Below are 26691 nucleotides of genomic sequence, written 5' to 3' on the forward strand. Positions count from 1 at the left end.
GATAAATACAGAAATAGAGTCAAACCAAAGGTTACTAAAAATCAGCGTGATGCTTTGTGAAATAACCTTAACTTAATGACATTGGGCGCGAGCTTGTAGCTCGTGTCCTGTGAATACAGGCAATTACAACAATTCAACATCAAGTTGCACCTCGAAACTGCACATACCCAGTTTACGAGATTAGTGAAACTAACCCTTTCGTGTGGCTTCTACCAAATTCAAATTACCCCTCAAAAATTCTTTTTTACACTCCCACTAACCCAACTTACAGCTCCCACTCAGCCTGTACACAGGGCTTACACTCCAAAACACAAGGCACAACTAGTGCTCTACAAATGGCTTGTTTTTTTCTTTTATTTTCTTCAAAACAGGTACGAGTGAAACTCTCGCACCAGCAAATAATGCAAAGTCGCGCCATCTGGAGTTTCATCTTTAATATCAACACCTTACAGCTCTACTTTATCCATATCAGTCAATTTTATGCATTACCAATATTGTGGTTTTATAAAATTATAAAATCAACATGTTTGATGCATTACCCATTTTATGCATTACCCTGTGTCTATTTAATTTTATTATTAGCAATCTTATATTTCTGCTTTAAAGAGTTGGTCAAGGCTTTTTCATTTACCTTTTCTAAATAACTTATTACCTTTCGATAATCTTGTAATTTCCAAGCTCTTTCAGCAGCTTCAATATTCTGTTTATCAATTAGATTTTCTGTATATTCAGAACTTCGCCGCTCTCTATAATTAGTTATTTTACTTATAAAAGATTCTTTTGCACAAAATAATTCATGCCCTCTTTCTTTAAAAAAGAGATACACATTATTTAAAAATACCTCGATAGGTAAATTACTGATTTTTATATTCGAGTTAAACACATCAGACATCACTTGATTATTAATTTCAATCTCATGAGTATGCTTTCCTTTTACCCACAACACGTTTGACTTTTCACGAGGATTATGACTCAATACAATCACTATTTCTTGTGAAGAAAATTCCACTTGAAACTCTGATTGTCTCTGGAGTAACAAGCCATATTCTTTTAATATGGCTTGTATCTTATTTATTATTTCTTGATTAAATAGCATAGTGAAAATTGATTAAAAACCAGGAGGCATCCACGCTCCTTTACTTGGATTATAAATCCATCCTCTAGTTTGAAGTGTAAATCTTTCAGCTCCTAAAAACCCTTTAGATGGAATAAGATTACCATTTGGTAGTCTATAAGAATCAAAAATAGGTTTACCTAAATTCATTTCTCTTCTTAACGAGCCATAGTTAGCTTTCCAATTTAATTTAGGAGTTCCTTTGTTTGGTAAATAGAGCATATAGTCTCCTGTTTTCCATCCAATATCTTTCCCTGTTTGCGGTGCTCCCCACTTGAAAAGGTTTAAACCACCTTGCGTGCTTGACTTAGCGGCCGATTTACTACTCCCAGTTCTAACAGCAACCCTAACAGCTAATTTTCTACCACCATTCAAAAATGCTTTTCCTATTCCAGCACCCAACATATAATCAATTGGGCTATCGGTTATTTCAACTCTTCCACTATAACGTTCATACCATTGATTAAATATTACTTGTTCTAATGTCTGATTAGCCGAAAACCAATCGTTCGGATCGTAAGTCCATGCGCCATTAAAAATTAAAGGATCTACAGTAATGTAAGGAAACTTTCTTTACCAAATCACATACTCAAGATACATGACACCTATTACTATAACAATAAACCCAATGCCAATAATCGAATAAACAGTATCATTTGAATACCCCTCGATAATATCATGTGCATTATGTCTTCTTGTATAGATATTACGAATTGACGTTTTTTCTTTTATAAAGAAAAAATGAAATAAACACCATAAAATCAACCCTATTAATTCAAAAAGTGGCCACAACATAATTATTCTTGTCTTTCAGTAAAAAAATAAGGAACATATCCCATATAATTAGCGTAATCATAAGCTCTCTCCATCCCAATATTCTGTTTTACAACATTATTAAATTGTCTTAAATATAATCCTCCTTTTTTAGATGCATAAATTCCCGTTCCTTTATATGCTGAATTAAAAAAACCAACACTAAAGGTACTTTTTGCAATATTAAGTTGTCTTCCAATTTTTGATGCAGGTAGAAAATTGGACATAGTCCCAATACCAGCATCAACAATCTCAGTGCGATTTACACCGGAGTTATCTAAATGAGTAATCCTACTAGGAAGTCTTTGTAATACAACTCTTTGTCCAACTATATTAACCTCATCGGCTATTTGATATCCCGCTCTACCTAAAAACCCATTATCATCTCTAACTTCTGCCCAAAAGTTTGGTTGATATGCCCTTATTGTATGAGCAACACCATTTGAATTTTTAATTGGGCCTCTCATACCACGAATAATCATTTCAAGAGTATAGTTATGAAAATTGTACTCTCCGTCTAAAAATCCATTAAGAATTGCTAGATCAACATGAATATCAGGTATCCAAGCTCTACCTAATGATCGATAATTTGACTTTTGACTTGGTAAAGAGGCCAATTGCCCTGCTAGTGAATTGTGAGCCTGATTAATTCCAGTATTTATGTTACCATAATTAAAATCAACCTTCTGCCCATTAACATTTACAAGCGGATTAACTTGTCCACCAGAATTCATCCCTACTCCAAAACTAGCATCGGGGATTCCATTTTGCTGTGCCCATTTTGCAAACTGGTTGCCTTTGTCCCAGGCCCAGTCCCAGGCATTGCCTATGGCTTTAAATATGCCCCAGGTCATCCCATCCTCATCCACCATCATCATTGGGTTATTCCCCATCGCCAGGTAAGGACTCGAAGCCTGCAAGGCCGGGTCAATGGCAAACCAACGGCCTACCTCCGGGTCGTAATAACGAGCATGGTGGTCGTACCAATTTATCCCCAAACTATCAATGAACTCTTTGCCTGTATAAAGGTAATTATATTTTGTTTTGCTACTTAGCTCGGCAATTATTCCGCCGTAAGGATAATAGGCTGTTTCCTGTATTACATTTTCTTCCTCATCAACCACTACACGGGTGTGCCCCAAGTGGTCTTTTAAGGTGTAGTAATAGGTGCCGTAGTCGCTTTTCTTGGTTTTAGTAGCTGCTGTTGGTTGGTAATATCCTTCTTCGGTAAATATTTTGTTTAGCTTGTCGTTTACAAACAGGAACTCACCCTGGTAGTCTATGCGTTTTACTTCGTTTTCATCTTCATCAAAATAGCTTCTTCTTAGTAGTGTTCCATCGGCCAAATATTGGTTTACTATTTTGCCATTCTCGGCTTTTATGGTATCGGGTAAATTCAGCAGGTTGTAGCTAATGTGTAGCTTCTTGTACTCATCGTACACCATATTGCCGTTTTTGTCGTACTCGTATTTAAATGGTGCTGTGGCCTTGGGTTCTGCTACTTCATGAGTTTTCAAAAGGTTTCTGTGCATGGCAATGGTATCGAGTTCGTTTACCATTCCATCGCCATTGGCATCGCTAAATACCAAATCGTCGCCTTTGCGTTGTATATTTACATAGGCTTTCCATTCTATACTGCGGCTATCTCGTGGGCGTACTGCCAGTTTGTAGTTGTAGCCTACAGGGTGCTGGTCGTCTACCTCTACCTTGCCGTCGTTATTGGTGTCGCCGGGCCATACTTCTACCAATTCGGTATTCTTGCGCCATAACTTTTTCAGTTGGTTGCCCTGGTAACCCAACTTACAGCTCACACTCTGCCTATACAACAGGGCTTACACCCCAATAATACAAGCCACTAACAGTTCTCTGCTAATGGCTTGTGTTTTTAATTTATTATTTTTCTGGCAACAAGTTACAAACTTGAGGCAGTTAAAGGAACTATACAGCAGCCAACTTTCCTATTTCTTTATCAACCAGGTATAAACCTCTGCCATCGAGGCCAATTACACTTATTTTATCGACAATCTGCTGAAAGAGAGCTTCCTCTTCATGTTGTTCACTCACATACCATTGCAAAAAATTAAAGGTTGAATAATCCTTCTCTTTTAGAGCTAAATCTACAAGTTCATTAATTTTTCCGGTAATAAATACTTCATGTTTCATAGTGCTTTCGAAGAGCTCTTTAATATTTGCGAACTCTGATTCAGGCTCCTCAATTGCAGATATTTTTGCCTGGGCACCCGAATCATTTACATAATTAAAAAGCTTGCGCATATGGTCCAATTCTTCTAAACTATGCTTTAGTAAAAAATCTGCGGCACCATCTAAGCCTTGTGCTTTACACCATGATGACATTGACAAATACAAATTTGATGCAAAGTGCTCTAACTTGATTTGCTCATTTAATTTGTTTAAAATACTTGAATTTAACATGGATTTAAATTTTAATTGAATATAAATTTTGGTTATCAATAATCACTCAAGAAAAGAAATCAAGAATGATTTATTTGGAATAAATATAAATAGAATTATATTCATATCAAATATCCTCTCAAATTTAAATCCCCTCACTATACTAAGGCATGATCATTTATTTCCTCATATCAAGAGTTGTCACATGGTATTTTTTTTGTTAAAAAAAGATTAGTGAAACATTTAGCACACCTCCTGACAAGAGCTTATAAATCATGACACATAGACATAGGAATCGTTTCGAACCAAAAAAAAGTCAACAACAGTTCACTTCAATTGGTTTGGATTTATTTTTTCTGTAGTCGAAAACCATAGGTTTTGCTTGGGCTAAATATGATTATATCATTAAATATAATTATTTATGATTATGTTTTTATCAACAAGATTATGATGAAAAGTATTTATTGAATATAAAAATGAAACGAGCAAGAACTCTTCTTTACAGGCAAAAGAAGTTCGTATGGAGAAATTCGGCACAATACCTACCAATCAATTTTACCATGCAGGTGGCCCTGCATTAGTTTTTCTACCTCGGCAATGCTGGCCAGGTTTACATCGCCGTATACGGTATGTTTGATACAGGAAGCTGCTACTGCAAAATCGATAATTTGCTGGTCGTTTTCAGGATAATTCAGGAATCCGTAAATGAGTCCAGCCATTAAGGAATCGCCTCCTCCCACTCTATCTACAATATGAGTCATTTGATAGACTGGCGATTGCAAAACCTGCTTTCCCTCTGAAATAATGCCCAGCCAGCTGTTGTGGTTGGCACTAATTGTACCTCTCCTGGTGGTAATTATCTTTTTCACCCTGGGGTATTTTTTCATGAGCTCTCGTGTTGTTTCCAAAAAGCTTTGATTGGTAAATTCGCCTTTTGCCACAATATCGGTATCAACACCCAGCACTTTTTCGGCATCGAATTCGTTCCCGATTAGAATATCGGTTTTGGCAATGAGTTTGGGCATAATCTCTTCTGCCTTTGCACCCTCGCGCCAAAGTTTACTTCTGTAATTCACATCACAGGAAACTGTAATGCCATAAGATTCTGCTTTTTCCAAAGCTTCGAACAATACCTCTGTTGCTCCTTCGGATATGGCAGGAATAATTCCGGTCCAATGAAACCAGTTGGCGTCTGCAAAAACCTCATTCCAGTTGATATCGCCTTTTTTGAGCTGGCTAAAGGCCGAATTGGCCCTGTCGTATACAACTTTTGAGCCTCGAGAAACGGCACCTGTCTCCAGGAAATAAATTCCCAACCTTTCACCCCCAAAGCTGATATGATTGGTTTCGACTCCCAATTCGTTCAAGCTTTGCTGACAGGCCTTCCCGATATCGTTATTCGGCAGTTGGGTAACAAAGGAAGTGGGGATTCCAAAATTGGCCAGGGAAACAGAAACATTCACCTCTCCACCTCCAAAAGTGCCGCCAAATTTATGGGTCTGCGAAAATCTTTTGTATTCGGGTGTTGCCAATCGCAGCATTACTTCTCCAAATGTTATTACTTTCTTACTCATATCAGAATATCTTAAGCTTAGGAAATACAGACTAAAAAAACCACAATTTAATGGCAAGGGCCACTATCGTTACAAGGAGAATGCCTTTGATCCACCCATCGCCTTTTTTAACAGAAAAAACAGAGCCCAGGTAGCCACCCAGGGAATTTCCTGTAGCAAGAATGAGTGCATACTTCCAGCTAATGGCATCTTTATACACAAAAACAGCCACTGCAGCTATTGTATACACCAAGGCTACGGTTACCTTAATGCTGTTGGTTTTTACCAGGGAAAAGCCGTTGAGTTTGGTCAGTGCCAAAATGATGATAAAGCCAATTCCGGCATGTAGGAATCCGCCATATATGCCAATAAAAAAGAAGCTGATTACGCCCCACAACTGGTTTTTAAAGGCCATTTTTTCACCCTTTACCAGGTTGGCAGCTTTGCTATTGAAAAATAGTAATGCAGCTACGCCAATCATCACGATAGACAGAATTCGTTTGAACAGTTGTTCGTCGAGATCGACCACCAGGAGGGCACCCAATACAGATCCGGACAAAGCCGATAAACCCAGGTAAATACTATAGGGATAAGAGCTTACACCATCTTTGTTGAATTTGGCCACCGCAAAAGAGTTTTGCGCCAGAATTGCAATTCGGTTGGTTCCGTTGGCTATGGTGGGCGGAAGCCCTAAAAAGATGAGCAATGGCAAAGTAATTAAGGAACCTCCACCTGCTACAACATTCAAAAAGCCGGCAAATATACCGGCAACAACAATAAAAATTGGTTCAAAATACTCCATTACTTATTCCATATCATTTGCAGAAATACAAGTGCAGACCATGCCTTGTACCACTAGTTACAAGTACACAAGCGCTTTTTCAAAAGTTGAAAAATGCTTATTACAATCAATTTAATAGTGAAGCAGGATCAGTTTAGCTGATCTTGTAATGGAAAGTATATCAGATCAAATAAATGTATGGAATTGTTTTATTTGAAGACTTAGTGCGCATTACACGCACCAGTCATTTGTTATAAAATTCTTTTGCTGAACTCAAGAACATCACTCAAATGGTTCTTCATCAATTCAGCTGCCTTTTCGGAATCTTGATTTTTAATGGCATCCAAAATTTCACGATGCTCTTTTAAGGTTTTCGCAAAAGCATCTTTGGTACACACTTTTTCGCGACGATAAATTGCCAGGATATCCGGCAGGATAATCAACATCATGGTTTTTATCACCGAATTATGAGATGCCTCGGCAATTTTCAGATGGAACAAAAAATCTTCGTTTTCCGCAGGAATATTGCTGTTGATTTTCTTCTCATATTCAAGCAATGCCTCTTCAATAATTTTCAGATCCTCTTCGGTTCTTCTTTCGGCAGCTTTTCTTACCGAGAAAATTTCCATGGTCACCCTGGTCTCTACAAGAGAAGCAAAATCGGGACGTTCAATTTTCATGATATTCGAGAACAATCCTTCCATTGCCGTGATATCGGTTCCATTCACAACCACACCACTTTGCGGATGAGTGGTTAAAATTCCAAAGAATTCCAATTTTTTGATGGCATCGCGGATGTAGGTTCTTCCAACACCTAATTTTTCAGATAACTTTCTTTCCGAAGGCAATTTATCTCCCGGATTCAAGTATCCTGAAACGATCAGACTTCTAATTTGTCTTATAATTTTATCAACGGGTGTTTCAACCTCGATTGCTTTAAAATTATCTAGTAATTCCATACAATAACTAATTTTATCTCTCAAACCAGCTTAAAACATTCATACTGGTAGGACAAATTTAGCTACTTTTAAGCTGTTTGCCAATTATTATCAGGCTTAATACACTTTTCCACACAAAAGCAAGGTTAAATCCCAGATTTAAGGAATTTTGAAAACAGTAATACATGATCTAATTTCAATGATTTTGTTAACCTAAACCAAATATAACACACTAACAATTAACAATTGGTTTACCACTTTCAACAATCAATTCCTTAAACCAGGATCAACCTATCACATCACACTACTTCATATCTTTTAATTCCTTCACAATTTCGATGGCATTGGCCACAGATTTTGTTAAAGCATCGTAATTTTCATTTTCAATGATATCCTTTCCAATTAATTGCGATCCCATACCAACACAAGTTACGCCGGCATTGAACCATTTTGTAAGGTTATCTTTATCAGGGGTAACACCTCCGGTAGGCATAATGGAAGACCACGGGCACGGCCCTTTAATGGCCTTAACAAATTCTGCACCTCCTACCGACGAACCCGGGAAAATTTTACAAACCTCTGCTCCCAACTCTTCGGCATAGTTAATTTCACTTAGAGTGCCACAGCCTGGCGACCATGAAACTTTTCGCCTGTTACACACTTTGGCCATATCGGCATTTAGCACAGGTGAAACCACAAAGTTTGCCCCCAGCTGAATGTACAGAGAAGTGGTTCCTGCGTCTACAATCGAGCCAATACCAATAATCATTTCAGGTGTATTTTGCTCCGCCCATTTGATCAATTCAGCAAACACTTCATGAGCAAAATCTCCCCTGTTTGTGAATTCAAAAACGCGAACTCCTCCATCGTAACAAGCCTTTACAACCTTTTTACAAATCTCAATATCCTGATGAAAAAACACGGGAACAATCCCTGTTTCTGCCATTTTTAAAGCGACTTCAATTCGAGAAAATCTTGCCATTATTTTTCTATTATGAATTACAATTCAATTATCTTGCTACTCTTCCCGAAGCATCTCCGGTCATTAGTTTTTCAACTTCTTCGACACTTACCTGGTTAAAATCACCATAAATGGTATGTTTTAGACAGGAAGCAGCCACGGCAAAATTCAATGCCTTCTGATCATCCTCGGGCCATGTAAGCAATCCGTAAATTAAGCCGCCCATGAATGAATCGCCGCCACCCACTCTGTCAACAATATGGGTAATCTGGTAGGTAGGAGATTCGAACAGTGTTTCCCCATCCCAAAGCACACCTGCCCAGGAATTGTGATTGGCGTTAATCGATCCGCGAAGGGTGGTAATCACCTTCTTGCATCGTGGGTATTGCGCCATAATTTGTTTCGAAACCGATTCGTAAGCCTTGCCTTCCACATGACCACCAGTTACGTCAACTCCTTCGGGTTTAATGCCCAATACCTTTTCTGCATCTTCTTCGTTTCCAAGAACGATATCGGTACCAGCAACCAGTTCAGGCATTACTTCGCCTGCCGTTTTACCGTACTTCCAAAGGTTTTTGCGGTAGTTCAAATCGCATGAAACGGTAATGCCTTTTTCGTTGGCTTTTCTAATGGCTTCCAAACAAACATCGGCAGCTCCTTGCGAAATGGCCGGAGTAATCCCTGTCCAGTGAAACCAGGTCACGCCTTCAAACACTTTGTCCCAGTCAATCATTCCGGTTTCGATTTCCGATATGGCCGAATGAGCCCTGTCGTACACCACTTTACTCCCCCTGCTTACCGCACCGGTTTCCAGGAAATAAATTCCCAAACGATCGCCTCCATACACAATCTGGTCGATACCAACACCATATTTTCTAAGTTCCATGGCACAAGTACGTCCAATATCATTCTTAGGAAGTCTTGTTACAAATTCGGATTGAATGCCGTAATTTGCCAATGAAACAGCAACATTCGCTTCTCCACCACCATAAGTGGCAGTAAATTCTGCCGCTTGATTAAATCGCTGGTAGCCAGGAGTTGCCAACCTCAACATTATTTCTCCAAAGCTTACTACTTTTTGACTCATGACTCTTTTTTGTTTTGCTAATTTGAATATCCGGGAAGGGATTGGGAATTCAAACCTCCCCGGAATCCGCTAACCAAAGGATTTATGAGAAGGCCTGGCCTTCCTTTTAATCATTTTTACTACTTAAATTCCCAAAGCTTGTCCGCCACCAATCTGAATGGTTTCGGCAGTAATAAAAGATGCATCTTTACTTGCCAGGAAGGATACAACAGAAGCAACTTCTTCTGGCTGACCCAATCTGCCCAACAAAATGTTGTTTTTCCAGGATGCAAAAACTTCAGGTTTTGTAGATTTAATCTGAGCATGGAATGGTGTATCGATTGTACCCGGAGATACTGCATTTACACGAATTCCATATTCTGCCAAATCTTTTGCCAATGCTCTTGTAATGGCATGAACACCCGCTTTCGAAGTGCCATAAATTCCTGCACCCGGTCCGCCTGCGTTCCAACCTGCATTCGACGTATAATTAATAATAGAGCCATTTTCCGATTTTTTTAAGAATGGAATGGCTGCTCGCGAAGCAAAGAATACCGAATCAAGATTCAATGCCATCACAAATCGGTAGAATTCGGTAGTCATCTCCTCGAATCTCGATCTACCACCTAATCCTCCTGCATTGTTCACAAGAACATCAATCTGGCCATATTTTTCGCCAATTGCAGTGATATTTGAAGTTACAGCTTCGTCGTTTGTTACATCGAATCTGTAATATTCAGCAGTAATTCCCTCTGCACTTAGCTCTTCAACTCTTTTTGCTCCTGCTTCATCTTCAATACCGTTTAGAATCACAGTATATCCGTCTTTACCTAATCGTTTTGCCACCTCGAAACCAATTCCTCCTGTTGCACCGGTTACTACAGCTACTTTTTTATCTAAACCCATTTTCTTTGTTTTATTATTGTTTATTAGACTATTTTTCTACTGATTTAATGTTTCTTGCGAAATAATAGATCGCACCTACTCCTAGAGGCACAAATACAGCAATCGCAATAAATATTGGGGTGTATGAAAGTTTATCAACCACTACAGGAACCAGGAAGTTCATGATGATTACCGAAAATACACCAATCATGCCACCTAATCCTGCCAATGATCCTACCGACTTGCCGCCAAAGAAATCACTCGGAAGTGTTTGTACATTGCTAATGGCAAACTGGAACCCAAACAGTACGAAGAAGACAATGGCCACAAATTTCTCTGCTGTATCGCCTATAAGAACGGTTGCAATCAGACCCAAAAGCATGATAATTCCACCAATCAGAATGGTTGTTTTTCTTCCTTTATCAATAGAGTTGGTTTTGGCAATAATTCTTCCGGAAACAAATCCGCCGGCAATACTACCAACCGCTGCACCTACATAAGGCACCCAAAGGAACATCCCTACTTCTTTTACATCAAATCCGTAAACATCGAAGAGGTAAATTGGCATCCATCCTACAAATAACCACCAGATTGGCTCTAAGAAGAAACGACCAACAACAACTGCCCATGATTCTTTGTGAGATAAAATTTCTCTTAATGATTTTCCTTTTACATCATCTGTGTCTTTCTGATCGGCTTCACTCTGACCTTCCAGAATGTATTTTTTCTCTTTCTCGGTAATCCAAGGGTGTTTTTTCGGTCCTGCTTTGTTAATTAGCAACCATGGAATGATCCAAACAATACCGAATGAACCAATCACCATAAAGGTTACTTTCCACCCAAAGGCTACAAACAGTGCTGCAATAAGTGGAGGTGCAATTACCGACCCAATAGATGCACCGGCATTGAATAATCCCTGCGCAATGGCTCGTTCCTTAATTGGAAACCATTCAGCATTACTTTTTACTGCTCCTGGCCAGTTACCTGCTTCAGAAAATCCCAACAAACTACGGAATATACTAAGTGACAAAAAGCCACGAGCCGTTGAATGCAAGAAAGAAGAAAGCCCCCAAATCCCAATTGATAATACATATCCGATACGAGTTCCTACTTTATCAAATATCTTACCTGTAAACAGCTGCCCCAAGGCGTAAGCCACCATAAAGATGTTCAGGATGTAGCTATAGTCATTTTTGCTTAATCCCAACGACTGAGAAATCGATCCATCCAGATCTTCACTTCCCCACATAATTCCCAAAGCACTTCTATCTATGTAATTGATAACTGTTGCAATAAAAATCAATGCAATAATTACCCATCTTAATCCTTTTACTTTCATAGTTTTAGTATTTAGATTTCACGATTATTTACCGAAATAAGAAACACCACTCCCATCAAGAAAATCTTCTCTTACCGGACTAAAAACATCAATAAGAATGCCTTCTTCCAGGCAAATTGCGCTGTGTAATAGATTTGGCGAGATGTATACACCGTCTCCGGCTTCTACAATTTTCTTTTCTCCATCGATGGTAAATTCGAACTTACCGCTTGCACAATAGGTAGACTGAGTATGAAAATGCTCGTGTGGTGCACCTTCTGCTCCCTTGTCAAATTTCACTTTCACCATCATAATTTGGTTGTCGTACCCAAGAAACTGGCGCTGAACACCACCACCAAGATCTTCCCATTTCATCTCTTTCGACGTAAAGTATTTTTGTCTTACATTTTCCATGATTAGCTATATTTTTTTTAGTACATATTTTAATTTCTGAGAGCCTGTGCCCTCTTCCCATTTTTATTACTGCTTAATACATTAACTTTTGAGTTAGAAACTCTTCTGTTACAATCTTCGAATTTCCTTGAATTACATTCCCACTTTCAAGATTGTTTTTCTCACCCCATAATTTCGCTACCATTCCTGATTTTATGGAACTGAAATTGTTATCTAAAATGTGAACGTTTATAATTCCATGCGTTTGTAGCAAAATCTCTTTAGAACCGGTTTTTCCTGCGTTTTTAACCTTATTGTTTTCAAACACAAAGTTTCCACCAATAGTAGATTCATCGTATCCACCTCTATAGAAATCAACAAACTCGTTTTTAATATTATCGATTTGATTGTTCTTTAAAATCAGGAATTCTACATTGTAATCACCTTTGGCATCTACCTCCGAATTCACAATAAATCCACTGCTTAAATTGCTCATCGATGAGTTAAGCACTTGAATTTTATCAGCAAATGATCCTTTTATAGATTTATAAATCGATTTGAAATCCTGGATCTCGCAATTCTCTACAAATACATTTGATGCAATTGACATATTGTGCATATCCGGCATCATACAATTCATATTTTTGTTCCCTTTCAGACTTACATTTTTAAGATGTAAATCAACACCTGGTCCTAAAATCAATGCAGTTTCAATATCGCTGGCCACAAATGTTACATTCGATTTATTTTCTGATGGAGAAGCAATAACTACACTCTTTACAATCTCTAATGGTTTTTCCAACTCGAAAACTTCAGCATCCAATAAAATCGTATCGCCATTGTTAGTATTAGCAAGAGCTTCGTATAATTCTTTTGAAGATTTTACTGTAATTTTATTTGCCTTATGATTCTTATTATTAGGAGAAAACCAGGAAGCGCCGTATTTATTAAAATCAAACACTTGCATAACATCGAATTGCTCAGAGCAAATTGCGCCTGCTTGATTCTTACTTCTACCATTTGAAAAAATATCAGTCTTTATTGATGCAAAGTTGAATCCATCAAACAAGTCAGCACTTTTATCTTTCATACCAACTAATGGCACCAAAGCTTTATCATTTTCAACTTGAATTTCAGAAGCTATAAATCCCTTAAAGTTTACTTCAGCATTTACATAGTTGTTTTGGAATAGAATATCTCCTTGCTTGTCGTGAAACTTAAGCACATCGCTACCAGAACCATAAATAATATTGTTGGCAATTGTAGTTCTAATTGGAAGAGCCGATCTAATTTCAGACTTTGGCAAAACATCTATTTTGTCAACATTAGAACCTACACTAAACTGTAAAGGTGTTTCACAATTCATCCAGGTATTGTGAGCCACAACAACATCGGTTACCTGATTGTATCTGTTTTGTGGAGATTTTGGAATTCCGTTCATAACAGCCAAAGGACTACGAAACTCTTTGCCTTTCAGATTGTAGAAATAGTTATTTGTAATCCAGTGTCCCGTATTTATTACCCTTATGCCACCTATATTATTCGAGTTATCATCGCCGATAAACCAATTTGAATCTATGCTAGCATAATTACCATGCCTAAGAACCAATGATCCTTCGCACTTGTAAAAAACATTGTTGCTAAAACTGTTGTAATTGGTCTTGCTCGAAATAATCTCAACCTCGCCATTACATTCATAAAACAAATTGTTTTTTACCTGGATATACGATGGAACCATAGACGTATAGCTATCGCCCAATTGCATGGTTTCACCTCTTGGTCCTCCACGACGCGGACGAGGTCCGAAATAATTATCGGCAATAACGTGATAACAATTGGCATGTTGATTTCCTTTGAGTTCAGCTCTAACTGTAGGACCGTTATTCGATTTTCCAGCAATATAGCATGAACGCAATTCGTTACGTTGTCCCCAAAATTCAACCCAATGATCTTTTTTGGTTCTGTCTAACTGTGTAAAGTTTTCAATTACACAATTGATTACCTTACAATCGTAAGCAGCATTCTTTTTATCTTTTTTAAACTGAATTACACTGTTAATTGGCGTATACCCATTTTTAAAATACAAATCGCGAACCTCTAAAAACTGACCTGCAATTTTCAGATACGACTGTCCCTCAATACTAACTTCTCCGGCGGTTTCGGCCTTTAATACAATCGGATTGTTAGCCAAACCATTTGCCACAAATTCAATTTCAGCATTTTTCCAAACACCATTTGACATTACAATTACATCACCTGGCTGAGCATTATCAATAGCCGAAGCGAGTTCGGTCATATCTTTTACCTTTACTTCCGAGCTGGTTTCTGCACAAGAAGTAAGAATAAATCCTACAAACAATAGTAATGTGAGAGGTTTAAACAATTTCATGGTTTTCGTTTTTATTAATCAGTTTTGACTTGTATTCCTTATTGGGCAGGCACATAATGGTATGCACCAGTCCACTCATAATCAGTTTTATTTATTCTAAGCTGATGTTTCGACTTTTTGCCAGCATCTCTATTGGCAAGAATCAACATCCATTTGTTGTTCTTTTTATCCTCGAAGGAAACAGCCGTATAATCATCACTATTCAATAGCAATTCAACTTGTGATATGCTGCTGAATGCGTTATCAGCAAATTCGGTCACCCTGTCGTATTTTCCATGCGATTCAATCAGCGTTACAAACACTGCCTCTTTTTGCTGATTTTTTTGCACAATAAAGGCTGGATCTCTTCTAAGATTGAAATTTGGATCTTCAGCACCAGAACGAACCAGTAATAATTTATCTTCAGAATTTACAGCGCTTGTAATGGAATAGAATCGGTCGTTTACAAACCACGATAGCTTGGCACTTCCCTCATCAGTTAGTCCTTCGGCTTCCAGGCGCAAGTGCTGGTATCCATATGCATCTCCCATTTTTGTAAGAGGTTCTGCTACCTGATATTCGCAATTGGTAGAAATAATTTGCCCAAAGAAATGATAAGGCAGCTCCAATTGTTTTTCCTCATCAGATTTCACCTTAAACACATCCAAAACCAGCGGCTTCTCAAACTTATCATCCGATATCAGAGCTAAAGTTCTGTGCATTTCTGTTCCAGGATATGCATTCCTTTCTTTAGCACTCACAATTTGAATCTGCTCATTGCCTGCATCAAACAAATAAGGTTCAGAATGGTATTTATTGCCAGTATCTGTGCTTCCTTTGAAGTGTGAAATTCGATCTACCACAAGCGTATTATGAGCAACTGTTTGTTTCGCCCAACTTTTGTTCTCTTTTAGGTAACCACCGCCAAATTTTTGTTCGATATTTACAAATCGTGCAGCTCCGTAATCCTGCAAAACCTCACCTTTATTGTCGTATAAGGAGAAGGACAGCTTGTCGAAATGACCATGCCCCATTCCTTGCGAGCTGTTCTTCATCACCAAACAAAGTTCTGCATCGGCTTTGCCTGCACGAAGAATCCCCAATGCGCCTTCTTCTCCCGAAGCTCCATCGCCATAATTGGCTGATTTTTTCTGATAGGCTCTTTGCTTCCCCTCTTTAATAGCTTTGGCTACCGATAAACCTGTATCGTCCAGCATCACTTCTCCTTGCTTTTCGGCCACCGACAACAATCCTGGATCTTCACCTCCAAAATGGTATACTATATTCACCGACGACACCAACTCTCTCGACAAATAAGACATGCCTTTTTGAGCATCGTTAATTGGAAAAAACAATCCATTTACATCGGTAAGGTTGAGTAAGGTTTGAACCGCTTTTACCAAAAGAGAATCGCGATATTCGAAGATTTTTACATCGGGACGGCAATTCTCAATTGCTTCAGCAAACATTACGAAAGGATACATTGCGTAACGCTGGTAATATGGTCCTTCGGTATAATATCCGTCAGGCGAAAACAGGTGATCCAACTGGGCAAAAAATCCAGCTTTTCCATCTCCTTGCATCTTAATTAGTCCGCCATCGTTGTCTTTTTGGTCTTCTTTAATGTTATCCGATTTCAATCCGTAAAATGCACGATCGATTAGCTCTTGATCATTCATCACAAAACCAATCATTCCAACCGCTGCATTTCCCCAGGTACTGTGGTTGTGTACCCTGTTGTAGAATTGAGGAGAATCAACCGAAAGGTGATCTGCAAAGGGACGGAAAAGGTCTTTTTCCAGGGTTTTCCTCTCTTTGGCCGACAAGAAATCGTAAACACAATCGTAAGCCTGGCTTGTATACACCAACCAGTTTGCATCGTTCAGGTTTTGCCAAAATATTTTACCAGGAGCATAAGAGCGTTTCACAGGATGCACATCAAGTGTTGGGTACATCTTTGCATATTCCAATAACATATCGCGCACAAAAAGCGCGTATTTCTCTTCCTGCGTAATCTGGAACAACACGCCAGCCTTTTGCATCAGCATGTAGTTTTTCTTATGGCGATTGTGGGTATAACCGCCAGCCATATCTTTGGGTACAGGAACATCAATCCCTTTTGCCATTTCCTGATCAACAAAAGCTCTTGCCTTATCCAGCGATGACTGCATAAGTGGCAATTGATCAATTTGCGCCCTAATTTCTTTGACTCCTTTTTGCGTCAAAATTAATTTAGGATGAGATTGTGAATGTGCCCAATTGCCAATGGCAATGAACATGAATAAGAGAATGTATGTTTTTACGTTTTGCATTGTATGTTAATCCTTATAATTCAATTCGAACTGATTTTCCTGATAGCAATTCAACTGCATGATCGCCTATGCTTAATTTTATTCTTGAAATCCCACAATTAGCAATTTCCCATTCTACACCATTTTTCTTAATCAGTAAATCTGATGGATTGCTCAATAAAATTTCCGTATTCTGAATCTTAAGTTGCGAACAATCAAAAAGTAATGTTATGCCATTTTTACTTAGGCCGGTTTTACAATTACAATCAATTCCTTGACGCTCTGGTTTACTAAAAAAATGCCAACCTGCTAATTGTAAATCATCATATTTTGAGTTCGCATGTATTCTATTTTCAAAATCCTTAAATGGATACAGTAAACTTGTAAAGCTTGTATTCTTCTGATTTTCTGCTTCGAATACTATTCTCCCTTTACCTCGAGCAGATTTTTTTCTTAAAAAATCAGGTCGGTGCCCCAATTGTATAATTTCCAAACCAGCGCCATTCGGAAACACCGACCTAACATGAATATCGTTTTCAGCATCGTAATGTCCTTGCCAAACTTGCTGATAAGTATGTTTATCTTCCTTAGATTTATAATGATCTCTAACAATCCAGAAACCATCTTTAATAAAAAACACTTGTCTGTAAGTATCTACATTTAGGTCGCGGTATCCATCATGTGAACCAATGAAAATATCCATTTCATCAGTTGTTGTCCAATTGATAAGTTTAGGGGTAGGTAACTTTCCCCATTTGCCAAATCCACTACCACCTTTATTTCCTTTCCATTCCCTGCCATGAAGAACCGAATCAACTACAGCAACACTTTTCGTCCATGAATTTTTAAACTCTTCCAAATCATTCAAATAATATCTTACCTGGTAATTTGGTAAAAGCATATTCCCATAAGCATAGGCTTGCACTCCCAACATATCACCATGCTGATGATCTGGTTTTTCCTCCGATAGTCCTGCACTTATTACCATATACAGATTCTGTTCTTTCCAGCTGTTACGCATTACGTAATAACCTGTATATGGCAAGTCTGTACTACTCATTTTTGGTTTACTTGCTTTTGCCGTTTTGTACTTTTCTACTTGCTCGGTACTTAACAACCAATAATACTTTGATGGTATTTTTTTGCCTGCAAAATATTTTAAGTTTTTATCCCCAAACAAAGCTGAGCCTAAAGCCATAATATCTCCTACCTTATTTACTTCTGCCCAGGGATCTTTTGTATCATCTTGTAGAACAGGCAAGTTCTTGTTTGGCATTGCCAACTGCAACATTGCATTAAACATGCCTTTTAATCTATTATCCCAAATCGGGTTCAATTCTATTCCATTAATTTTGGCTAACTGATATGGATAGAAATAGTTGTCAATATCATCGATATGGTAGTGAACCGATCTTTCGAACTGAAAACCATCGGGATAAATTTCCTTTTCAAGATGCTCTTCCAACCTGGCAATTGCTGTTTGCTGCCACTGGTCTACTCCTATAAATTCTCTAAATAAAATGGCGAGCATACTCAGGGCGCTCATTCCCCTGGTTTGATGATTTCCTTCTTTATATTTCTGGTTGTGAACATTTAATTTCGCACCGGTGTGCAAAAAGGTCTTTATCATTGTTAACTGTTCATTCCAGCTGTATTTTTCGGAGGCTAACAAACAATGGTGCACAAACAACCAGTTGTACATCCTGTTTCCTGCCCTGTAAGCTTCGTAAACACCATTTCCATCCTCTATCGTTTCAAACTGCTTGTTTTCGAATGCCTCATTTAGCGATTCGGCTTGTTTTGGGATATAGTGTAAATAGCTTTCGTTTTCGGTATAATGAAAAAGCAAAGCAATATCTCCAGCTTTATGCTGTCTTGTTAAATGCCTGTACGGATACGAGCTAACCTGCTCCCCTTTTAAATTGGTAAATGGAATTTTCCAATGGGTTTTGGCAGGGTACAAATCAAGATGTTGCTTTGCTTTCTTTTGATGATACTCTTTTCTGCCGGAGTACATTTTGTTGTACATCTCAAATCGCTGACCAAAATTTTTCCAACTGAAAAAGTAACGATCCGATAATTTTTCCTTAAAATATTCAGTCAAAGCTTGCAATGCCTTCTCTTTCCGACCAGATTGATAATCTGATTGAATTCTTCTCAGTTTGGCATCGGCATCTACATCTAAAAGTTCAATGATCTCATCATTCCCTAGTATTCGATCATAAGGAACTTTCGACTCTTGAGCTGATAGCCTAAGAGAAAATAGAATAAAGAATATGCAAATAATTCTAGTCATGCGATTCGGACAGCTTGAGTACTAATTTCTACTTTTTTAGACTTAGCCTGGTGAAGAGTCCGCATATTACAGTACGGACTCTTGTGTTCACTGCTAACTTCTAAACTACTAATCTAATATGCTGTAAACTGTATTGTTACATCATTACCAGGCTCGATCCAAGCTTTAGGACTGAGACCTGCAGTAAAGAATTCATCATCGATTAATGACTTACTTCCAAGTCAAAATATTTTACTGTTGAGTAAGCATTTTCATCGAGTGATATCAGGTAATTCCCTGCTTTAAAGTAATTTTCGAACACTCCCCATTTTTCAATGTGGATATCATCGTATACAACCGATTCCTTATCGTTCAGAATGACTTCCATTCTTCCATCGGATACCTTCACTTCCAAAGTGAATTTCCCAAAGCCAACAGCTTCTGAAAAGGTATAGCCTTCATCATCGCCCCAGGCATCTGTTTCGAGCAGCTCTTCGTATGAATCATTAAGATTTTTAAGCACCTTCGTCTTTACTCTAACTTCTCCGTTGGTCCAGTATATTTTTAGCATTGGTGGAGCATTGTTATCCTTGGCGCCGATTAAATCTCTCTGCTCATCTGTTAGTCTGCCATGAATTTGCATGATAATCACCCTGTGGTATTTATCATTCTCATCTTTCGAAATACCTCCCATGGCTAAAGTTCCTTTCATGTATCCACCCTGGGCAAATGTCCAGTTTGTTTTCCCTTTATCCTCCGGATTCATCAACTCTCTTAATTCAGTTCTCGAATAAGAAGAGTTAGCAGTTGATGCCTCGGGATAGGTATAAAAAACCAGTGCTCCTTCGATAGAATCGTTGTACATGAATGGCTTTAAGGATTCGTTGTTTGCATAGTTTAATATCTCGGGAGGTAGCACTTCCGAAGGATTTCCAATCGGAAGTGTTACTTTCCAGTTACTTAAATCAATATCTGGCAATTTGAAATCATCCTCTTTTTCTTCAGGAGTAATGATTTCAGGTATCTCATCAGATGGATCATCAGATGAACCCTGACAGCTAATAATTGTAATTGTCAAAAACAAACTAAGTACTATAGAAATGATCTGTTTTACTGATTTAAGCATTTGATATCAGTTTTATAGTGCCACTTCAATTTCCAATAAATCTGCTCTACACTCAACACCTTCGTTGGTAATCAGGATAGCCACTGTTCCGTTGGTTCCGGTATTAAATGGAACTGAAACTTTCACATAGGTATCCGGATCGGAAGTATCTGTACCAACATGCTCACCTAAAGTAGCAGCATCTGCCTCAGATAAATCGCTAATTGTTCCACCCAAAACCTTAACCGTTAAATTACCAGTACCAGATTTCATGGTGTAGTAATAGGTAAGAATGTAGTCGGTATTAGGAGACACAGCAATACCATCCTGGTAAGCTACTCTATCGCCAGCTGAAGGGAATTTTGCTGCCTGCGATCCATCATATACCGGACTGCCGGTAATTTGAATTACGCCACCAAAATCATTTCTCCATGAATCTCTACCATCACCTGTACCATCAGGCAAAGTCAAGTCTTCAAAACTGTTCTCTAAAATCACAGGAACAATTGCTTCCGGCTCTTCTGGTTTAACCACTTCTATGGTTTCTGAGTAAGTGCTGCTTGCCCCAAGTTTATCAGAAGCTGTAAGCGTTACCGTATAGGTTCCTTCACCTGCATAGGTGTTTTTCCCATCTTTATCGGTTGATGTATTACCATCTCCGAAATCCCAGGCATAGTCTGTTGCACTATTGGATAAATTCGAAAAAGTATAATCTTTCCATTCCTCTTCGGTACCCTGTCCTTGTGCATAAGTAAAATATGCACTAGGTGGTGTTTCATCTGCCTTCGATCCTTCTTCCGGCAAGTCGTATTCAAAATCACAAGCTGTAACAGAAAGTGCGAATACCAAGATCATCAACTTCCAAACAGAACTTTGATTTAGCTTTAAATTCAATATGTTATTTTTCATTTTAAATCAAATTAATCGTTAAACAAATCTTAGTATCCAGGATTTTGTGTTAGCAAGCCATTACTCAAGTTAATTTCTCTTTGAGGGATTGGTAACAATAAATCAGTTGATGAAAAGCTTCCGCCTGTTTCAGCAGAAAATGCTGATAAAATATCCTGAGCCATTCCGAAGCGCACCAAATCAAAGAATCTGTGATTTTCGAATGCCAGCTCAACTCTTCTTTCGTTTAACAACTCTTCTTTTGTAATCGAGCTCACCATATCAGTGATTCCTGCCCTGTTTCTTACTTCCATGAAAGAGCTAATTGCTGTAGAGCTTGAAGTTTCGTTCGTTCCAGCCATAATTGCTTCAACATGCATTAACAAAACATCTGCATAACGCAATACAATCCAGTCGTTTCCTGCTCTCTGAGGATCACCTGAAGTAGGATCGATACCTAAATTACTATCCCCGTTAGGAAGGTATTTAACCACCTGGTATTTTTCAGTTTGCAATGCATCCTGACGGTATGAGTACATGGTTCTGTCTCCACCCATTGCATCTAAAGCTTCACGAGCATCGGCAGTTACATAGTTTACACCACTGGTTCTACCTACTGCATTTAACCATTCAGCCGAAAAGTTCTGACTATCATCCACGATATCGCCAATGTATTCAATCGCGAAAATGATTTCGTCGTTCAATTCATTGTAGAAAACATCTTTGAAATTAGATTCCAAAGCAAAACCACTACTCATTACGTCCTCACATAATCCTTGTGCCAGGTCGTAATTTTCACCCTGTGTTAAATATACTTTCGCCAATAATGCCTGGGCAGCAGCTTTTGAAGCTCTCCCTTTGTAGGTATTATCAAGATTTGCTACTGCTGTTTGCAAATCAGATTCAATTAAATCATAAATTGTTGCAGTAGCTACACGAGTGTAGGCTGTTTCAGCATCCGATGGACTAATTACCTTATCTACCAAAGGAATATCGCCAAACAATCTTACCAGGTTGAAATATGCATAAGCCCTTACAAACTTTGCTTCACCTTCAAAAGCGCCTTTGGCATCTTCAGAAGCCACTCCAAGATTTTCCAAAACCAGGTTTGCTCTGTAAATAATATTGTAATAACTATCGTAATAATCAGCAACTCTACCATTTGTAGCTTCTACAGTAAAACTTTCAAATTGTGCATCTTCACCTTCACTACTCTTGGTTTGGGTATTGTCACTTCTCATTTCGGTGATATAAAACTCATACATTACACCATGATTATCGCTGGTACTTGTAGAGTTTACGCCTTGTATCCCATCATACATATTAATGATGGCGGCTTCTAATTCTGTATCATCCGAAAAGAAGTTTGAAGAGGTAATCACCCCCGTAGGGTCTGGGCTCAAAAAAGTGTCTTCACAAGCGGTAAATACTACCATTAACAGAAGCACTGCTATTTTGCTTATATATTTGATCATGTCTATCATCATTTTTTAGATTAAAAATCTACATTTACACCTACACTAATTGTTCTGTAAACCGGAGAACCTGCTCTCTGGTAACCATAGGTTGTTGGAGAGGTATTGTCAATAGACTCAGGGTTAAAACCGGTATAATCGTCTGCTTTTAAGTAAAGTAAGTTTTGTGCAGATACATAAATTCTTGCCTTTTCGATGAATGTTTTACCTAACAATCCTTTTCCGAAAGTGTATCCAAGATTTATATTTCTTAATGAGATGTAAGAAGCATCCTGAATAATATCATCTGTGAAAATTTTTGCTTTAATAAATTCCTGATCAGGTGTGATTGCTGGATCGAAATCCTGGCTGCTGTTAAACTGATTGAAGATGTACTGGTCTCCCATATTTCTCACCTCTGCACCGTGTGATCCCTGGAACATGAAGCTGAAATCGAAGTTTTTATAATTGAACTCACTTGAGAAACTCCAAATCAATTCAGGATAAGGGTTACCAAGAACGGCTTTATCTTCATCATCAATAATACCATCACCATTTAAATCTTTCACATAAACATCCTGTGCTTCTCCACCTACCGGATGGTAAGGATTTTTGATATACTCCAGTGGAATATCTCTATCTACAACCCAACCGTAGAATGATGAAATTGGAAGGCCTTCCATGTTAATCCATTCTGCTGCACGCTTAGAATCAACACTTTGAATCTGGCCATTTGATTCAGCAAAATCGTTCAACTTGTTTTTGTTCTTCGAAGCCAATAAAGTACCTGTCCAGGTTAAATCGTTGGTAATTTTCACTCTCGATCTTAACTCCAGCTCAATACCACTATTTTGTACTTCACCTCGGTTAATTAATGCTGCATCGAAACCTGTAGTTGAAGAAACCGGGTTTTCCAAAATCAGGTTATCACTGGTTCTTTTATAATACTCGAACGAACCTGAAAGCACGCCATTGAATAACATGAAGTCAATACCAGGGTTAATTTCTACCGATTTCTCCCATCCTAAATCAGGGTTGGCAATATTCAAGGCATTAAAACCTGTTACTGCTGAACCATTTACAACAGATGTAGAGGTTTCCAGCAATGCCAAATAAGGATAATGCTCTTCATATACTGTGCTTGCATCAATTGCATTGTTACCCGTTACACCATAACTAAATCTAAGTTTCAGGTTATCGATAACAGAACTGTTCTTTAAGAAATCTTCTTCGCTTAGTCTCCAACCCAATGAGAATGCGCTAAAATTACCATACTTCGTATCCGAACCAAAGCGTGAACTACCATCGCGTCTGAAACTAGCCGATACCAAATACTTGTCTTTATATGCATAATTTACCCTACTTGTGAAAGACAGTAAACGTTCTTCATATTTTCCCGATTCAGCCGCACTAATTGTACCTGCTGCACTCATATTTTGAATGTAGTCGAATGCATAATCTGTACCCGACATACTTGAAAATTCAGTTTCCCAGGCTTCAACCGACATCCCTAAAATTGCACTAATATCGTGGTCACCAAATCTTCTGTTGAAGTTAAAGAAGTTGTCATTTACGATATGGAATCTGTTTTGAGCTGACTCAAACAACTGAGTGTTGTCTGCACCATTTCTGTGTGCCTTTGGTCCTTGCCATCTTCGAACATCTGTATTCTGGAATGAACCACCAACCGAAGTTTTAAAGCTTAATCCTTTTGTGAATTTATACTTGGCATAAAGACTACCATACATTTTAAACTTCTTGTAGGTATAATCTCTTTCCAAAACTTTCGCTGCCGGATTCACATTCGAAGTATTACTAATGTCTACTTCCTGACCATCCAGGATGTAATTGTCAAAATGACGTTGATTGGCGTAATCACCTACCTGTACATCAGGGTAATTGTTTCGATCAACAAACTGAATGGTATGCTCGTCGTGATAAACTGGCAACCAAGGAGTTTGACGCAGGATATCATGAGTAGAACCATCGAATCTTCTTCTGTTTGAAAATGAAGGAGACAAATTCACTCCTAAAGAGAAGTTTTTAGAAATTTTTGTATCCAGTTTTAATTTTAAACTGTACTTTTTGTAATCATCGGTTAAAAGAACACCTTCATCATGCAAATAGTTTAATGAAGTACTAAATTTCGTACTCTCACTTCCACCTCTTGCACTAAACGAGTGATTTTGAATTGTACCACCATCAAAAATCACATCCTGCCAGTCTCTGTCAACACCAATCATTTGCTTGTACTGAGTTTTTGCAGAAAGTGCACCTGTAGCAGCCAATTCGGCAGCTGCAGTTTCGGCAACTGTAAAGTAATAATCATCACTTTGGTGAGCCTCTTTAAAACCGATATAAGAGTTGTAGTTGAATTTGGTTTTTCCTTCTTTACCTTGCTTCGATGTAATCATGATTACACCATTTGCACCCCTGGAACCGTAAATTGCAGCCGAAGCAGCATCTTTTAATACCTCAAACGACTCAACATCGTTCATATCCAGGTTGCCCAGGTAATCAGAATCAACAACGATACCATCAACAACAATTAGCGGATCGGAGCTTCCACTAATCGATCCTGTACCTCTAATTCTAATGGTTGGTGCTGTACCTGCCCCACCATCGGTTGCCTGAATGTTTACACCAGAAACTTTTCCAACCAAAGCGTCATCAACACGAGCTACTGCAACTTGCTCCATGTCATCGTTCACAACTTTCGAAATTGCCCCGGTAAGGTGTGATTTCTTTTGGGTACCGTACCCAATTACCACCACTTCTTCCAAACTTTCGGCATCAACACCCATTACAATATTAATAGCTGTTTCCGATCCTACAAGCTTTTCTATTGTTTCATAACCTACAAATGAATATACCAAAACACTCTCTGCTCCGGCAACACTTATTGTGTAGTTTCCATTATAATCAGTAACAGTACCATTTGTTGTACCCTTTTCGTATATACTCACACCTATTAAAGGTGAGTTATCTGTTTTATCAACAATATTCCCCGTAATCGTTTGCTGGGCAAACAAATAAGAGGAGAACCCTGTTAATAAAGCTATTAGCATTAGGATTTTTCTTTTCATTTCACTTTAATTTAGTAAAATTAGTTAGTTATTAGGTTCTATAGATCAATACTTTTTCCGACTCAGCTAATCATCCAGGGCCCAATCTGATAATTAAAAAGCTTAAAAAGCATTTGAAATTAAATTGATTAATATCCAATCGCATCGTTCCTGCTTAGAGGAGCAACAGGATTAGTTTTGTTTACACACTTATTTTTTTCCTACTAAAATCGAGCACATCCTGTAAGTGCTCTTCCATATATCTGGCAGCCAGGTCAGAATCCTTCTGTCTGATCGCCCTTAAAATGCCTTCATGTTCTGCCAGTGATTTTTTTAAACCATCACCAGTACATACATTCTCTTTTCTATAAATTTCAAGAATATCAGGCAAGACAATTAACATGAGAGTTTTAATCACAGAATTATGACTTGCTTCTGCAATTTTTAGGTGGAACAAGAAATCCTCATTCTCGGCAGGCAAGTCATTATCTATCTTTTCTTTTAAGGCAAGGTGAGCTTTCTCCAAATTTTCAAGATCCTCTTCGCTTCTTCTTACTGCAGCTTGCTGAACCGAAAATATCTCCATGAAACACCTGGTTTCTACCAGTGAGAAAAAGTCTGGGCGCTCAATTTTCATGACATTGGTAATGAGTCCTTCCATGGCACCAAGGTCTGCCCCATTTACAACAACACCACTTTGTGGATGAGTGGTTAGAATTCCATAGAACTCTAATTTCTTAATGGCATTACGGATATGAGTTCTACCAATGCCAAATTTTTCAGACAATTTTCTCTCGGAAGGTAATTTGTCTCCTGTTCTTAAATAACCAGCAACGATCAAATCTCTAATCTGACGGATGATCTTGTCAACCGGACTATCAATTTCAATCGTTTTAAAACTTTCTAATATTTCCATATCTAAAAACTACTCGACTAACGTCTGTTCGTCCACTAATTGGTTGACCAAATATACGGACTATTTTTTTATTTCAAAATATCACACCTTCACAA

The 26691-nt window shown here is 38.2% G+C and carries 20 protein-coding genes; all 20 read right to left on the minus strand.

The genetic code is table 11. The annotated features are described in order from the left end of the window. Positions 1 to 562 precede the first annotated feature (562 nt). Positions 563 to 1096: a hypothetical protein gene (locus ELS83_RS07835; protein WP_171594988.1), complete on the minus strand. Its 534-nt coding sequence runs from the start codon at positions 1094 to 1096 to the stop codon at positions 563 to 565. A 12-nt stretch (positions 1097 to 1108) separates the two neighbouring features. Continuing rightward, a complete protein-coding gene (locus ELS83_RS07840; protein WP_171594989.1) occupies positions 1109 to 1519 on the minus strand; it encodes a hypothetical protein in 411 nt (136 codons plus the stop codon). A gap of 392 nt (positions 1520 to 1911) precedes the next feature. Next, a complete protein-coding gene (locus ELS83_RS07845) occupies positions 1912 to 3738 on the minus strand; it encodes an RHS repeat-associated core domain-containing protein (protein ID WP_171594990.1) in 1827 nt (608 codons plus the stop codon). A 127-nt stretch (positions 3739 to 3865) separates the two neighbouring features. Then, entirely contained in the window at positions 3866 to 4360 is a 495-nt protein-coding gene (ftnA, locus tag ELS83_RS07850) for a non-heme ferritin (protein WP_171594991.1), read from the minus strand. 521 nt (positions 4361 to 4881) lie between these two features. Beyond that, positions 4882 to 5913, minus strand: coding sequence for a sugar kinase (locus tag ELS83_RS07855; RefSeq protein ID WP_171594992.1), 1032 nt, complete (start codon positions 5911 to 5913; stop codon positions 4882 to 4884). 31 nt (positions 5914 to 5944) lie between these two features. After that, a complete protein-coding gene (locus ELS83_RS07860; protein WP_171594993.1) occupies positions 5945 to 6694 on the minus strand; it encodes a sulfite exporter TauE/SafE family protein in 750 nt (249 codons plus the stop codon). 230 nt (positions 6695 to 6924) lie between these two features. Next, entirely contained in the window at positions 6925 to 7632 is a 708-nt protein-coding gene (locus ELS83_RS07865) for a FadR/GntR family transcriptional regulator (RefSeq protein ID WP_171594994.1), read from the minus strand. A 283-nt stretch (positions 7633 to 7915) separates the two neighbouring features. Next, the gene (locus tag ELS83_RS07870) at positions 7916 to 8593 is read right to left on the minus strand and encodes a bifunctional 4-hydroxy-2-oxoglutarate aldolase/2-dehydro-3-deoxy-phosphogluconate aldolase (protein WP_171594995.1); all 678 of its coding nucleotides are present in this window, start codon (positions 8591 to 8593) and stop codon (positions 7916 to 7918) included. Between the two features lie 28 nt (positions 8594 to 8621). Beyond that, a complete protein-coding gene (locus ELS83_RS07875; protein WP_171594996.1) occupies positions 8622 to 9659 on the minus strand; it encodes a sugar kinase in 1038 nt (345 codons plus the stop codon). A gap of 123 nt (positions 9660 to 9782) precedes the next feature. After that, on the minus strand, positions 9783 to 10544 hold the full coding sequence (locus ELS83_RS07880) for an SDR family NAD(P)-dependent oxidoreductase (protein WP_171594997.1): 762 nt from the start codon (positions 10542 to 10544) through the stop codon (positions 9783 to 9785). A 28-nt stretch (positions 10545 to 10572) separates the two neighbouring features. After that, entirely contained in the window at positions 10573 to 11862 is a 1290-nt protein-coding gene (locus ELS83_RS07885) for an MFS transporter (RefSeq protein ID WP_171594998.1), read from the minus strand. A 24-nt stretch (positions 11863 to 11886) separates the two neighbouring features. After that, positions 11887 to 12255, minus strand: a complete 369-nt coding sequence (locus ELS83_RS07890) for a cupin domain-containing protein (RefSeq protein WP_171594999.1) — start codon at positions 12253 to 12255, stop codon at positions 11887 to 11889. 73 nt (positions 12256 to 12328) lie between these two features. Continuing rightward, positions 12329 to 14623 (minus strand): chondroitinase-B domain-containing protein, encoded by a 2295-nt coding sequence (locus tag ELS83_RS07895; RefSeq protein WP_171595000.1) that lies wholly within the window; start codon positions 14621 to 14623, stop codon positions 12329 to 12331. 38 nt (positions 14624 to 14661) lie between these two features. After that, complete coding sequence (locus ELS83_RS07900) at positions 14662 to 16914, minus strand: alginate lyase family protein (protein ID WP_171595001.1); 2253 nt, start codon at positions 16912 to 16914, stop codon at positions 14662 to 14664. Between the two features lie 13 nt (positions 16915 to 16927). Beyond that, positions 16928 to 19189 carry a heparinase II/III family protein gene (locus tag ELS83_RS07905; RefSeq protein ID WP_171595002.1) on the minus strand — a complete coding sequence of 754 codons (2262 nt, stop codon included), beginning with the start codon at positions 19187 to 19189 and terminating at the stop codon, positions 16928 to 16930. A 202-nt stretch (positions 19190 to 19391) separates the two neighbouring features. Beyond that, a complete protein-coding gene (locus tag ELS83_RS07910) occupies positions 19392 to 20294 on the minus strand; it encodes a polysaccharide lyase family 7 protein (protein WP_171595003.1) in 903 nt (300 codons plus the stop codon). 12 nt (positions 20295 to 20306) lie between these two features. Continuing rightward, positions 20307 to 21182 (minus strand): PKD domain-containing protein, encoded by an 876-nt coding sequence (locus ELS83_RS07915; protein ID WP_171595004.1) that lies wholly within the window; start codon positions 21180 to 21182, stop codon positions 20307 to 20309. A 29-nt stretch (positions 21183 to 21211) separates the two neighbouring features. Beyond that, positions 21212 to 22636, minus strand: coding sequence for a RagB/SusD family nutrient uptake outer membrane protein (locus ELS83_RS07920; RefSeq protein WP_216616425.1), 1425 nt, complete (start codon positions 22634 to 22636; stop codon positions 21212 to 21214). A 20-nt stretch (positions 22637 to 22656) separates the two neighbouring features. Next, positions 22657 to 25701, minus strand: coding sequence for a SusC/RagA family TonB-linked outer membrane protein (locus ELS83_RS07925; RefSeq protein ID WP_171595005.1), 3045 nt, complete (start codon positions 25699 to 25701; stop codon positions 22657 to 22659). Between the two features lie 181 nt (positions 25702 to 25882). Next, positions 25883 to 26596 (minus strand): FadR/GntR family transcriptional regulator, encoded by a 714-nt coding sequence (locus ELS83_RS07930; RefSeq protein ID WP_171595006.1) that lies wholly within the window; start codon positions 26594 to 26596, stop codon positions 25883 to 25885. Between the last annotated feature and the right edge of the window lie 95 nt (positions 26597 to 26691).

It is taken from the genome of Marinifilum caeruleilacunae (genome assembly GCF_013141825.1).
In the GTDB taxonomy this organism is placed as follows: Bacteria; Bacteroidota; Bacteroidia; order Bacteroidales; family Marinifilaceae; genus Marinifilum; species Marinifilum caeruleilacunae.